Raw genomic sequence first — 13680 nt, 5'->3', positions numbered from 1 at the left:
AATATTAATGCCAAATAAACAGGTTTATCCGGTAAACCCCGACCGTAATCGTCCATGGAACGAACTTCCGGAGCTTCCGGTGGATTCCTCGCTCTATCGGGACGTGGAGATTTATGAGCAGCTTGGCCATGCAAAAGAGGCGCTTGCTTTGCTGGCGGGCCGCAGCATTGCTATCCCCAATCCGTCGGTGCTGATCAACTCCATTACCTTACAGGAAGCGAAAGTATCAAGCGAAATAGAAAATGTGTTCACCACCAATGATGAACTCTACAAGGCGGTGAGTGATTCCAGGACAGAGAGCGAAACGCCTGCTCCGGTCAAAGAGGTGCTGCGCTACCGCGAGGCGTTGTGGGAAGGCCATCACTACCTGGAAAAACACGGACAGTTCGACCGCGACTATTTTATTCGGCTCTACCGCACCATTATGGAAAGCGGAGATGGTATTCGTCCGCCGTTTGCACGCACATATATCCGGATGGGCGGAACCGGGCCGAATGCGGGCAAGCCGGCATATACTCCGCCACGCGGGAATGGAGTTGTAGAAGCCAGGCTGGACAATCTGATCAGATATCTGAATGATAAAAATTCGGAACCTAAAGATGTTCTGCTGAAGATGAGTATCGCACACTTTCAGTTTGAAGCCATTCACCCGTTTCGCGATGGCAACGGAAGGGTGGGACGAATCATGAATCTGCACATTATCACACAAAATCACCAGCTCGGCCTGCCCATCCTCTACCTGAGCCGTTACATCCTGGAACACAAAACCGATTATTATGAGAGGCTTGCCGGAGTTTCGCAGCGGGGCGACTGGAAAAGCTGGATTCTCTATATGCTGAAAGCGGTAGAGTGGACAGCAAGGCTGACCCTGCGGAAAGTAAACGACATCATCGAAAACAAAGAGGAGATTTTGCAGGTGATCCGGGATCAGACGGATATTCGCCGGCCCGAAAACCTGGCCGAAGCGATTTTTACCCAGCCCTACACGAAAGTAAACCATTTGGTTGACCGCGGCCTGTACGCTGAAAACACCGCCCGAAACTACCTGAATGAACTGGCGGAATTGCAGGTCCTGGAAAAACGGGAGATCAAAGGAAGGCACTATTACATCAACCCGGCTTTGGTGGAGATCTTATCATACTGAGTTCGCAAATTAAAAGATGATATGCGATTGGAGATCGTGCCGATCGTCAGATATGTCGCAGGACAAGTCCGATCAGCAGATGCAGAAGTCGATCAGAGTCGCATATCTAGAAATCGCATATCAAAAAACCAATCATTTGTTAAATCTGAACCCTGAACCTCGTGTCCTGAGCCCGGGAATCAGGCTCTGGGAGGATCCCGCAAACTACGCGAGAACTCTACCAGGTCTTGGGGATTTTAAATCGCACTCCACTCTTTCAAAAACTCTTCCAGCCCAACCACGTCAATTTGTTTGTGAACCGGGTACCGGTCATGTCCCGGAGTAATGATAAAGTTACGGGCCGTCTGGTTGTCTTCAATTACGTTATGAAACCCTTTCGTAGGTTTGGGGGACCGATTGAGCTTAAAATCGATACAGAACAGAGGTTTTTCATTTTTAACCACAACAAGGTCGGCCTCGGCGCCCTGGTGAGTTCGGTAAAAATAGAAGGAGTAGTTATTGGGTGCAGTTGCGAGTAACTGCTGCAGAACAAATCCCTCCCAGGATCCGCCCGCAGCCGGGGTTGACCGCAGTGCATCTTCGCTGTGAATATCCAACAGGGAGTGCAGCACGCCGGTATCGCGGATGTAGACTTTAGGAGATTTGACAAGCCTTTTTTTTACATTTCTGTGCCACGGGTGCAGTCTCCGGATGATGTAGGCATGCTCCAGGTAGTCGAGATATTTTGAAATTGTTGGTGAGGTTACGCCCACCGATCGTGCAAGGTTCTCCTGGTTCAGTAGCTGACCGTTTTGATGGGCCAGCATTTTCAGGAAGTTTTTCAGCTTCGAAAGATCCGTGTTCAAACCGAGTAATGGAAGATCCCGCTCGATGAGTGTACGTGTATAATCGCCGAGCCAGCGAAAGGTGTGTTGTTTTTTCCCGCTTAGAAAAGGTTCCGGAAATCCTCCCCTGATCCACAGCCGGGAGATCTCATAATGGTTTGAGATTTCAGGCCAGGTAAGTGGTTGCAGCTCCTCATAGGTAATCCGTCCGGCAAGAGATTCGGATGACTCGCGTATAAGTACCGGCGAGGCGGATCCTAAAAGCAAAAACCTTCCGGACCGGCGGTTCCGGTCGATCACAGACCGAAGAACAGGAAACAGATCGGGTCTTCGCTGTACCTCATCAATGATGATCAAATGATCATAAAATCGCTCAAAAAAAAGTTCCGGTTCAGAAAGCTTACCGTCATCCCGTGGTGATTCAAGATCAAGGTGTAGAGTCTTGCCATCTATTCTATCTGCTATTCGCCTTGCAAGTGTAGTTTTACCCACCTGCCGGGCACCGGTAAGTGCCACAACGGGATAATCCTGAAGCAGATCAATGATGGCATTTTGTTTGATCCTGTCAATGAATGTTTCCATGAAAATTGCAACTTGTATTTAAGGATTTCATGGGTAATATATATTTTTTAACATGAAATATTAAAATATAAATTTAAATATTCTTGGTTTGTGAAAGGAGAAAGAGTGTAAAAGATGATATGCGATTGGAGATATTCGATCTCAGATATGCGAAGTAAAACATATCAGTCATCGGATAAGTGATTTGGACTGCTCTTTTATTTTTTGTTGTCTATACTCATCCGATGAGTTTGGCTTATCGATCAGCGACTGCCACCTGAACCGTCTTATCGTATGGAACACAAGTTTATTTAAAAAAAAATCTACCCAAATGAATGATCAATGGTTTTCTGGAGATCCCTCCACTACAATTAAAAAAGAACGGATTTCTGGTCGGGTTGACAGTGAAGTGGTGAATCAACCGCGGCCACCGACAAGTGTGTCGAGACAGGCGTTTCAGGTAAAGAAGCATAATCCCATTTTGTCTTACGCCGCTATGGCTGTTTGCTACCACAGACGGCGTGGTGATAAGTGTGAATCTGGCAGGTGCGTTATACGCCGTCGATAATACCCCGGCCCACCTGTCATTCAGAGTGCAGCCGACCGATAGAGAGGCGGAACGAAGAATCTCGTTAATGAAGGACAGGCCCGCCGCTTTTTGACTTCTGCCCTGTCATTCCTGCCATGTGAGCCTGCCTGCCAAAGCTTTAGCACAGGCCAGGCGCAGCGAACGCACGGAGAGATCTCAATAATAAAAGCTATAAGCGCTATTGCGCGACTACATTTAGATCTTAATATGTACTGAATGATTTATAAGATGTGTCCACACGATAGGAAATGTTGGGATGAGAAATCGCTTATCAAAAAGCACGAATTGCGAAATAATGCCAAGAATCCAGACAACCTCAAAACGGTGGAAAATTAATGCCAAAAATCGGCAGCGGAAGTGAGATCGGCAGACGTTATTGAACACTCATTCAGTGGTTTTCGGATTCAAAGGAAAATTTTAGTAGCGTATGCGGAAAACATCGCAAAAAGAACAGAAATCAGTGTTCCGATAAGGATATATTCATTAAAGCTTTTCTTTCCAAAATCAGGATAGCGCACAATTCCTTTTGCGGCAATGATAAAGCCAATGGCGGTATATTGATTTAGCAGAATAAAGAGGAATACAAATATTCGTTCAAGAAAACCGATTACACGCCCTGTTTGGAATTGCTCGTCATCAATTTTGTGATGATCGTTGCTCAAAGGTGCTAAATTCAGTTTTTCAAGAGTAAAGCGGATCGCAATATTACTCTCATTCAGTACCATCAATAAACCGAATAAAACTGCATTGAAATATAGCCAGTCGACGAAAGATTCTTCCATCAAAAAAATATCAATAAGCCATTCACTTGCGGTTTCAGACCAATATGCAAACCGCATTTCAAAAAGAGGGCTTGCCAACAAACCAATCACCAAAATATTTGCAGATAACGTAAAAATACGGTTCCGGTTAAGCCTGTTATTTGATCTTTCAAGAAACGTTAAGACGAGTGGTCGGATCAGAAGATAAAGTGCAAGTAAAAACCAACTTAGATTGACGCTAAGAAATGGAAGAATCAACAGTGGTATTATCGTCAGCCAAAAAAGATCTTTTCGGCCGGAGATTCCATCATCCCGCATGGTAAGACGAAGCCTTGAAATAAGAATCAGGTTTACGATAGAAAAAAAGATAATGTAGTCCATTTAAAGCATCTCCTCAATTGTTTCAGAGATTGATTCCGTAAGCTCCCGGAGGGCTTTCAGTGTACCAGCATTTATATTTTTATATATGGCTACATCGGACAGTCCGATCTCTTTTGCGATCTGTTTAACTTCTTTTTCTTCATACATTTTTTGCAGTATCAGGAATCTGTTTTTTTTCCAGCTTCGCAGATCGGCCTCAAGTATGAGAAAGGCGCTATTAACCAGCCGGTTAAACTTTGCTTTTTCAGTAGAAACAGATAACAGGATTTTTTGTTTTTTCATCTGCTCTATACATTCGCGGGCTTTGTAAAATGCCGGACCATCCATTCCAAGGGAGTTCCTTTTGTTGACCCCCGTTGTGATCTTACCCACTCCAATTGAGAATCGTACAAAAACAGGATGAACAGCGGCCATGATTGTCCAGATATGTTTAAATATCTCTCCGGCAGAATCATACACTACCTGAAATTCATCTCCCAAAGTAATAGTGTATGGAGAAACGATATTGGCTGATGACCGGTTTAGTTCCTCAAAAACAGATTCGAGTTCATTCTGTACCTGTCTTCGGTCATTCGGACTCAACTGTTTAGATTGTTCAATATCTCCGATTATAACGATATATGTATTCATCACGAACCATAATGGTTTAATTGACTAATAATTAACCAATATAGTTATAAATATCAAAATTTAACTTATTTGGTTTAATATATAGATCTGCAAACTTTATTGGTCAGTCATCAGATAAGTGATTTGGGCTGCTCTTTTATTTTCTGCTGCCTATACTCATCCGATGACTCCGGCTAAAATCATAGATCGCATATCGCATATCAAATATCGTATATCAAAAACACGCCATTTAATTCATCGCCTCATACACTTTTTCGACAAACTCGCCCAGTTTGGAGCTGTCGAGCCAGCGGGTGACGATCACAAGATCGTTTTCCTGGTCTGCGATAATAAAATTACCGCCAAATCCTGCGGCGTAATAGAGATGGTTGGGGACGCCAGTCCAGCCGGAATCGTCATTCACCAGCCACCACATGTAGCCGTATTCGGGATTGGCTTCGGAGGGGGTTTGGGCCCGGTCAATCCACTCTTTTGAGATGAGCTGCTCTCCGTCCCATATTCCCTCCCGGGCAAAAAGCAGTCCAAACCGTGCCTGGTCCAGCGTATTGATAAACATTCCGCCCACCGTTGTGTCCGCCGCCGCTTACGCTTTGAATTTTTCGTCCGTCAACCTCCGTCCACGACTGATCATATCCATGCCATCTCCATGTTCTGGAGGCACCGATGGGATCCATAATTTCATTTCGTAACACCACCGGCAGCGGTTCGCGCCACACTTGCAGGAGGGAATAGGCGAGGAGATTTACTCGTACATCGTTGTATTTAAAGTGGGTGCCGGGCTCGTGGAGTTCGCGGTCCCGCCAATCGTCGATATCTCCGTCTTGCGGCGGACGATCGCCCCAGTCTTCCAGTCCGAACAGGGTTCCGCGCCAGTCCGATGACTGGGTCAGCAGATGTTCCCAGGTGATTTTGGAGTTGTGTTCGCCGTCGAAGGTTCGGTCCCATACATAGTTCGTCATGCTATCGTCCAGAGAACGGATCAATCCGCGGTCCCACGCCAGGCCAGCCACTGTAGAAAGATAGCTTTTGGTAACGCTGAAGGTCATATCCACGCGTTCGAGATCACCCCAGCTTGCGGCAATATACCCGTCTTTGATGATGATTCCGGCGGGACCGCCTCGTTCTTTGACCGGCCCCAGGAGTTCATGATACGGCTCATGACTGAACCCCTTCAGAATAGCAATCCGCAGATCCCGCTCAACGCTGTTTTCGTTTTCAACGGCAAAATCCACCGCCTCATCAAGAGTTGCTTTATTAAAGCCGAGAGCTTCAGGTGACCGTTGTTTCCACTCCGGTCCGGCGGGCGGGTAGTATGGATTCTGTGCAGTGAGAGATATTGGAATGAGAAAAAAAGAGAAAAGGAGGCAGATGGGTGTAATTCGAACATTCATAGATACCGGATGGAGTTCCTGTTTCAGGTTAAAATAGGCAATTTTTGGAAACAGGCGAAGGGGATCAACCTGATGAAACCTGGAATCATTCTTGAAGGGCTTTGCAAAACCGTGGTTATTGGTCAATCTGAACTCGATTCAGATTCTCCATTCGTCTTTATAGCCAGTATCTGGAGATCCTGAATCAAGTTCAGGATGACGGGCAGAGTTTTGCAAAGCCTTCTCTTGAGAATCATGACGGGTTCATTCCACAGTTTTACAAGTAAAGTGATATTTGACCCATTATTTGTTGATCATGATGGACTCAGTTAGCTGTCATTAATGTATTATCTAGAAAGGTTTGGAGTGCTTTTAACTACTATTATCTAACATTACTTAAGTATCCCAATATCAATTTGGTAAAGAGAGGCAAACCCCGCTATCTTAATAAGAGTTGCATGAAACAAAAGCCTTTCTAAAGCGACAAATTCACTCCCGCCTCTGATATCCTTTCATACTTCATAGAGAAAATTTTATATTGTTTATGTAGTCGGGCAGATCAAACAATACGTGAATATGGACAGAGATATAAAAATATATGACGTGCACGATCCTCAACAATATGAAGATGACAAAGAGTATTGGCAAAACAAAACTCCGGAAGAGAAATTGCACGCTCTTGAAATAATTAGACATGCAGGGGATAAACTCGGAATAAAACAGAATGGAGACGAACAAAGACTTCGAAGAGTTTATAAAATTATTGAACGAGAATAAGGTTCGTTATTTGATTGTTGGTGGATACGCTTATGCAATTCATGCGGAACCAAGATATACGAAGGATCTGGATATTTTTTATGAACCGAGTCAAACAAATGCTGGCCGGTTACTACAAACTCTACAGCAGTTTGGAATGGAATCGCTGAGTTTAACGGTCGATGATTTTACAACCCAGGGACAAATTATTCAAATAGGCTATGAGCCCCTTCGGATAGATCTGATCAATGAGATTGATGGACTTACATTTAGAGATGCCTGGGATAACAAAGAAGAATCGAGGTATGGTGATCAGACGATATACGTAATCAGTAAATCAGATTTGATTAAAAATAAGAAGACATCCGGCAGAGAGCAGGATATGTTGGATGTTAAAAAACTTAAAGAAAGCTAAATTTTCCTTTAAAACTATCACTCATAAATACAATGAAAAATCACCTGTTATTTCTTTTATTTTTATTTCTGATCTTTTCTGCCTGCCAACCCAAATCCCAATCTCAGGATCAATCAGAGCAAGACTCACCAACCATTTCCCTTTTCAATGGTGAAGATCTGACCGGATGGCATATGGACGTTCCGGCGATGGATGAAAATCCAGATACCACAAAACCGTTTATCGTGCGGGACGGGATGCTGGTCAGCCTGGGCGATCCGCGCGGCCACCTGATCACAGATGAGGAGTATAGCGATTACCGACTCGAGGTGGAGTATCGTTTTCCGGGAGAGCCGGGCAACTGTGGCGTGTTGGTTCATGCTTCTGAGCCAAGAGCATTGTATGAGATGTTTCCGCAGTCCATCGAGGTACAGATGATGCATGAAAATGCCGGCGATTTTTGGGTGATTGTGGAGGATATTACGGTGCCGGATATGGTGGAGCGACGCGGACCGGAAGAGGATTGGGGAATCCGCGAGGGAGAGAACAGGCGCATTCTAAACCTGACGGACGGATCTGAAAATCCGCTGGGAGAATGGAATCAAATGACCATCGAAACACTGGGCGATTCTCTGAAAGTTTGGGTGAACGGCGACCTGGTCAACTTTGGATACAACTCCACAGCCGAAAAGGGGCACATTGCCCTCCAGGCGGAAGGTGCCGAAGTGGAATTCCGAAAAGTGGAATTGACTCCGATTAGGGACATTGAGTGAATAGGAAGTTTGATTTTTGACATAAAATTGGAAGCTTTTTTGAGATTTGAGATTTGAGATTTGAGATTTGAGATTTGTGTTCATCATTCAACATTCATCAATCAAAATTCCCCCAAATCCCCATTCAACATTCTCTTTCCTTTCCCGTACCTTTCTATCGATCAAAAATCAAAACTCAATAGCTTAACATCTCTTCATGAGAAACGACGACATCATTCAAAGTATCCGATATATTTTAGACGTTGGCGAGGGCGAAATTGCCAACATTCTAAAGCTAACCGACTATAAACCGAAACGAAAGGAGATCGAATATATCTTTGACGATACGATCCCGGAAGACCGAAAGGTAGATACGACGCACGAACTTACCGCTTATTTTCTGGATGGGTTGATCTACTACAAACGGGGCAAGAGTGATAAACATCCGCCGCGTCCCATCAAAACGCCGGTCACTAATAATATGGTCATGAAGAAACTCCGGGTGGCGTTTAAACTGCGGGATGATGATATCCTTGAATATTCTGAAATCGACCGGTTTTTCAATTTCAAAATCAGAAGTAAATGCGCTGTTTCAAAAGGAGAAACACTCCAACTACATGGAGGCAGGAGACCAGGTTCTTCGATATTTTTTGAAGGGATTGGCGAATCGTGTTCGGGAGGATTAATAAAAAGTTCGGGAAAACCGGAAATCTCTTACAAGGGATGGGAGAGTAATTTTAGATATTGCATTGTCACTTTTGTGTGTAGAAGCGGAGCTTTCGTCAGGCTACGAAGCTTCGCAGGCCGGCGGTACTCTGCCAGAGTCGCTGGACTTCTTCAGGTACGAACTTCGGTACGAGTAAAAAGTGTTTTATATTCTCTGCGCAACCCTGCGGCCTCAGCGGTTAAATAAATTTATTTCATCGGGGAGAATTCTGTACTCGTCATAAACACAGATTCAACGTTCTCTACGATTGGGCCATCTTCGCGTGATGCCTGGTAGACTTCCTGCCAATTGGAATCATTGCGAAACGCTTCCCAGCTTTCCTCAGCGGCTTCCCGGCTGTCGTGAGCTATGATGTAGATCAGCGTATTTTCCATATCCATCGGGGTCCAATATGCGATGTTTTCCATTCCGTGTTTTTCAAAAAGCTCCATGGTGTGATTGGCAAAACGGGCATGGAGGTCATCCAGTTTGCCATCATGGGTTGTGTAGGTTCTGAGCTCAAAAACTTTCTGTTGATCCTGCGTAAACTCTGCCGGTTTGATTGTATTCGTAAACTCTCCATTCAGGAAGAAAATGGCAGCAGTCAGTATTGCACCGAGCAGTGCAGGATAAAAATTTCTATATATCATAATGTTTGATCTGTTATGGTTGGTGATTAATTCTCACAAAGAGTAGTAGTAATCAATTGGTTGGATTTTAATCAAATGTTGGAAGATTATCTGAACTTTTTTTCTTGTTAAGGCAAAAGAATCTACTTTGGTTGAAACTATGCAAAGAATTGGTTTTCTGCTTTTTTTATAATCCCGTTAACTTTAAATCTACTCCTATGAAATTATCAAATATTTTACTGCTTTTCTGCTTACTGTTTACTGCATCTTGTACCCGCGTTGAGCAAGTAGATTGGGAAGATGGAATCTGGATCGATCTGACCCATGAATTTTCTGAAGAAACGATCTACTGGCCAACCTCTGATACATTTCAGCTTGATACGGTTTTTTCGGGGGAAGCCGAGGGCGGATATTATTATGAAGCCTATTCATTTTCCTCAGCAGAGCATGGCGGAACCCACCTGGATGCTCCCATCCATTTTTATGAAGGAGGAAAATCTGTGGAAGAGATCGAGATCAATCAACTGACCGGTTCTGCGGTTGTAATAGATGTCAGTGAGCCGGTTGCAGAAAACCGGGATTACCAAATACAACCTTCAGATATTGAGTTTTGGGAAGAAGAGCATGGGGCGATTCCTGAGGGTTCAATTGTGCTCTTTTACACCGGCATGGGAGCATATTGGCCGGATGCCGAAGAGTACCTGGGAACGGCCAACAGGGGAGAGGAGGCACTGTCTGAACTCAGCTTTCCGGGTATTCATCCCGATGCGGCTCAATGGATTGTTGATAACAGGAATGTAAAGGCGGTTGGCCTGGACACTCCGAGCCTGGATTATGGTCAGTCAGAACTGTATGAAGCGCATCAAATACTATTTGAGCATAATATTGCCGGTTTCGAAAATGTAGCGAACCTCGATCAAACTGCCAATAACCGGCGCATATGTGATTGCACTACCGATGAAAATTAAAGATGGCAGTGGCGCTCCGTTGCGGATTGTTGCGCACGTTAGTGAGTGACTCATCCCCCGGCCGCTTTCCTATACCGGAAAAGTACGGCACAAGGAAGGGGAGCATTTTACTTGTTCTGAAGGTCCTCCTTCGTACGTGTTTAGCGACCTGACAGCGTGGTCCGGTGCTTTTTCGGATCTCCTGTCAGCGTCGAAGGGAATTGCCTTTGGTCCACAACGCTGACAGACCCCCCATAGGGCTGACATTACCCATGTAATTTTTTTTGATATAAGCTATTGCTGGCCATTATATAAGGCCTTTAGGTTTTTATGTTGTCTTGATGCGATTTTACAAATAGAGATCTGTTGATTTGGAGCCAATACAAAAAGCTCTAAAAGAGCGCAAGAACATAGCCCCGGGCAGAGTGAGCTTACGAACGACGCCCGGGGATAAAGAAGCATGAGAAGAGACCCCGAGGCGGTGGACCGCGTACGGGCAACACTTATTATCGAGGGGCTTTCGGAAATACCATGGTAAAGACGATACCCTCCGAATCCCGGATACGCCGGTCAATCCAACCCTCGAACTCGTACGAAGCTTTTCAACATCCGGCGGCTCGGGTTTGGGATTTGCTGCCTCCTACCCCCAGGCGGCGTTCGGAATATCTCCTCACTCTGCCTGGGGCTGTGCTCTTTGGACTCTTTCAGAGTCGGATGTCTGCCTTTCATGACTCCATAGGATGTTTTAAAATCTTTTGATCAAAAAATTAGATGAACTCAATGTCTGGTCCACCCATACCCGGAATCTTCAAGGGTTTAAGATTATATGGGTAATGTGAACATTGGGATCTCTTCGGGGCGGTTGGTGCAGTCAGGTTGTTTGATCGACCCGCTAAACAGATACTCTCCTTCGGAACACTGCGATAGGAATCTCCACTTCTGGTAAAAAGTATAGCCATTCTTTATCCAATTCCTTTCTGGATAATGAGGAATTTAAGGTGGGTCCAATGACACAATGTTGTCAGCCCAAACTTATATACTTTTCAAAACACTCAATCAAAATTAGCAATGTGAAAACCTGTGAACTCTTTGAAACCCCTCCATTCCTGGAAAAACGACTTGGTACGGAGGTATTTGATGATGTACCGAAATCGCCTGGTATTTACCGGTTTTATGATGAAGACGATCTTCTGCTTTATGTAGGGAAAGCCAAAAACCTGAGGCGCCGGCTCTTCACCTATAAACGAGCCAAACCCGGCAAAACGTCCCGAAAAGAATCGAAATTGATTAGCCGAATCAACCGGATTGAGTTTGATCTTTTTGAATCAGAAAAGGAAGCCATCCTGCAGGAGAATCGCTGGATTCGTAAATATCGACCCGAGTTTAATCACGCAAATAAGTATACCGAGACCTACTATTTTATTACGGTTCAGAGGTCCGAAACCTCATTTATTTTTGGACTTTCTATGAATCCATCAGGACAACTATTACCCGAGAAAGACAAGCCTCTCTATCATAAATTTCCTCATTCATTTAACAACCATATTTGCTCAAAAACATATGGTTGTTTTAAAGGGCACAGAACGGTTCGAATATCTCTTGGATCACTTCTTCAACTTATCTGGATGGATCAATTTGGATCTCTGTCGCCACACTTTTTACCGGTTCAGCTCAGCCGAAACCTGACTCCAATGAGATTTCAACTTCCCATGCAACATCAAAATGAAACCGAATTAGAATCACTGGAAATCATGTTAGACAACTGGTTATTGGGGAACTCGACGAATCTCCTTGATCATCTGAAGGAGAAGGTTCAACGAAGAAGTATGACAACATTTACAAAAAATTTTGTTGATGAGAATATTGAAATTCTGGAAATCTACTTCCAAAAAACTTTACTTCGCTATCGAATCATGAGAGAATTAAAGAAAAACAAAGAATCTCATTTGATTGAACAAGGTGAGCTTGATGATTTAATGACCCGATGTAATAGCAATCAACAACAAACCAAAGACAACTGACTGTGCTTGAGAAGTTACCCAGAAAATTATTTTATTTGAACTATCAATGATATAAAAATTTATAGATAACGCTTTAATGAAGTGGAAAACCTTATTCCCTTGTTTCACCGCTCGGCTGTAAACAGGATGCAGGCGGTGCTATGCCCACCGTCTCTTGGCTAAATACAGGCAGCAGAGCAGCCCTGAACACCATCCCGGAGCAGAGTACTGAGACGAGAATATATTACAGTTCATTTTTCATTAGAAAATAGGGTAAGTCTTCACTGTACTTCTATTGCTATTCATTCATTTTTCTGTTTTTTTAATTCAGATTAAATCTAATTCCTAAACAGTAATTACAGCCTAACTGTTTAGAAATGCATTTTGAGAATCCAATTAAAAATTAAAACAACAAAAAAGGTCAATTATGTCTCCTATCATTGCAGAAATTATTGGTACCGCAATATTAATCTTATTTGGTGGCGGGGTAGTTGCTAATGTTGTTTTAAATAATACAAAAGGAAATAGCAGTGGCTGGATTGTTATCACCTGGGGATGGGGAATGGGAGTATTTATTGCCGTTTTTACAATGGGCCAGTTCAGTGGGGCACATATCAATCCGGCTGTTACGGTTGGTTTGGCCATAGCAGGTTTGTTTGAATGGGCACTGGTAATTCCCTACATCATAGCACAAACAATCGGTGGTTTTTTAGGTGGGGTGCTGGTTTGGCTTGCCTATAAAGATCATTTTGAAGCAACGGAAGATGGGCCAACTAAACTGGCTATTTTTTCCACCGCCCCTGAGATCAGAGATTACCCTGCTAATTTTTTGACAGAGGTAATTGGGACATTTATTCTGGTTTATGGTGTTCTTCTTTTGCCGTCGCCTGGCTTTATCGGTGCGAATGGCGAACTGCTTACAACGATTGTGATTGAAGGACAAGAAGTAGGATTTGGTTTGGGAGCTCTTTCAGCACTGCCGGTTGGGCTTCTGGTTTTGGGGATAGGCCTGGCGTTGGGTGGCCCCACGGGATATGCTATCAATCCTGCACGGGATCTTGGGCCGAGAATTGCCCATGCCGTACTTCCTTTTTCTAATAAAGGCAGCAGCGATTGGGCCTATTCATGGGTGCCCGTCATAGCACCGCTTGTGGGTGCCGCTATTGCTGCCGGGTTGTACCTTCTTTTTTAGCCATGCGTGCTTCTGCGGCTGTTGGCAAATTTTACAAGAGACAT

Annotated in this window: 14 protein-coding genes; 8 read left to right on the top strand and 6 right to left on the bottom strand. The window is 44.2% G+C overall.

Features of this window, described 5'->3' with window-relative positions:
• Positions 1–7: 7 nt before the first annotated feature.
• The gene (locus U5K72_17620) at positions 8–1144 is read left to right on the top strand and encodes a Fic family protein (GenBank protein MDZ7720640.1); all 1137 of its coding nucleotides are present in this window, start codon (positions 8–10) and stop codon (positions 1142–1144) included.
• Positions 1145–1380: 236 nt separating this feature from the next.
• Here the strand turns inward: U5K72_17620 and U5K72_17615 are convergent, their stop codons facing one another.
• The 5 genes from U5K72_17615 to U5K72_17595 form a co-directional block, all read right to left on the bottom strand.
• On the bottom strand, positions 1381–2550 hold the full coding sequence (locus U5K72_17615; GenBank protein ID MDZ7720639.1) for an ATP-binding protein: 1170 nt from the start codon (positions 2548–2550) through the stop codon (positions 1381–1383).
• Positions 2551–3522: 972 nt separating this feature from the next.
• The gene (locus U5K72_17610) at positions 3523–4260 is read right to left on the bottom strand and encodes a hypothetical protein (GenBank protein ID MDZ7720638.1); all 738 of its coding nucleotides are present in this window, start codon (positions 4258–4260) and stop codon (positions 3523–3525) included.
• Positions 4261–4890 carry a SatD family protein gene (locus U5K72_17605; GenBank protein ID MDZ7720637.1) on the bottom strand — a complete coding sequence of 210 codons (630 nt, stop codon included), beginning with the start codon at positions 4888–4890 and terminating at the stop codon, positions 4261–4263.
• A gap of 229 nt (positions 4891–5119) precedes the next feature.
• The gene (locus U5K72_17600; protein MDZ7720636.1) at positions 5120–5446 is read right to left on the bottom strand and encodes a hypothetical protein; all 327 of its coding nucleotides are present in this window, start codon (positions 5444–5446) and stop codon (positions 5120–5122) included.
• Positions 5349–6407, bottom strand: coding sequence for a serine hydrolase (locus tag U5K72_17595; GenBank protein MDZ7720635.1), 1059 nt, complete (start codon positions 6405–6407; stop codon positions 5349–5351). The genes U5K72_17600 and U5K72_17595 overlap by 98 nt, the downstream gene beginning before the upstream one ends.
• Before the next feature lie 429 nt (positions 6408–6836).
• Here U5K72_17595 and U5K72_17590 point away from each other — a divergent pair, with 429 nt between their 5' ends.
• The 4 genes from U5K72_17590 (at position 6837) to U5K72_17575 (ending at position 9075) form a co-directional block, all read left to right on the top strand.
• Positions 6837–7037 carry a hypothetical protein gene (locus U5K72_17590; GenBank protein ID MDZ7720634.1) on the top strand — a complete coding sequence of 67 codons (201 nt, stop codon included), beginning with the start codon at positions 6837–6839 and terminating at the stop codon, positions 7035–7037.
• The gene (locus tag U5K72_17585; GenBank protein ID MDZ7720633.1) at positions 6985–7431 is read left to right on the top strand and encodes a nucleotidyltransferase; all 447 of its coding nucleotides are present in this window, start codon (positions 6985–6987) and stop codon (positions 7429–7431) included. Before U5K72_17590 ends, U5K72_17585 begins: the two co-directional genes overlap by 53 nt.
• Positions 7432–7463: 32 nt before the next feature.
• Positions 7464–8183, top strand: coding sequence for a DUF1080 domain-containing protein (locus U5K72_17580; protein MDZ7720632.1), 720 nt, complete (start codon positions 7464–7466; stop codon positions 8181–8183).
• Positions 8184–8379: 196 nt separating this feature from the next.
• A complete protein-coding gene (locus U5K72_17575; protein ID MDZ7720631.1) occupies positions 8380–9075 on the top strand; it encodes a DUF1456 family protein in 696 nt (231 codons plus the stop codon).
• Between the two features lie 2 nt (positions 9076–9077).
• Here the strand turns inward: U5K72_17575 and U5K72_17570 are convergent, their stop codons facing one another.
• Complete coding sequence (locus tag U5K72_17570) at positions 9078–9518, bottom strand: NIPSNAP family protein (protein MDZ7720630.1); 441 nt, start codon at positions 9516–9518, stop codon at positions 9078–9080.
• 197 nt (positions 9519–9715) lie between these two features.
• Here U5K72_17570 and U5K72_17565 point away from each other — a divergent pair, with 197 nt between their 5' ends.
• The 3 genes from U5K72_17565 to U5K72_17555 all read left to right on the top strand — a co-directional run bounded on the left by U5K72_17565 (position 9716) and on the right by U5K72_17555 (position 13636).
• Positions 9716–10465, top strand: coding sequence for a cyclase family protein (locus U5K72_17565; protein ID MDZ7720629.1), 750 nt, complete (start codon positions 9716–9718; stop codon positions 10463–10465).
• Positions 10466–11514: 1049 nt separating this feature from the next.
• The gene (locus U5K72_17560; GenBank protein MDZ7720628.1) at positions 11515–12465 is read left to right on the top strand and encodes a nucleotide excision repair endonuclease; all 951 of its coding nucleotides are present in this window, start codon (positions 11515–11517) and stop codon (positions 12463–12465) included.
• Positions 12466–12871: 406 nt separating this feature from the next.
• On the top strand, positions 12872–13636 hold the full coding sequence (locus U5K72_17555) for an MIP/aquaporin family protein (GenBank protein ID MDZ7720627.1): 765 nt from the start codon (positions 12872–12874) through the stop codon (positions 13634–13636).
• The last annotated feature ends 44 nt before the right edge of the window (positions 13637–13680 follow it).

Source organism: Balneolaceae bacterium, from assembly GCA_034521495.1.
GTDB lineage: Bacteria > Bacteroidota > Rhodothermia > Balneolales > Balneolaceae > Rhodohalobacter.
Note: the sequence above shows the minus strand (reverse complement) of the source record. Positions and strands in the feature narration are given on the sequence as shown.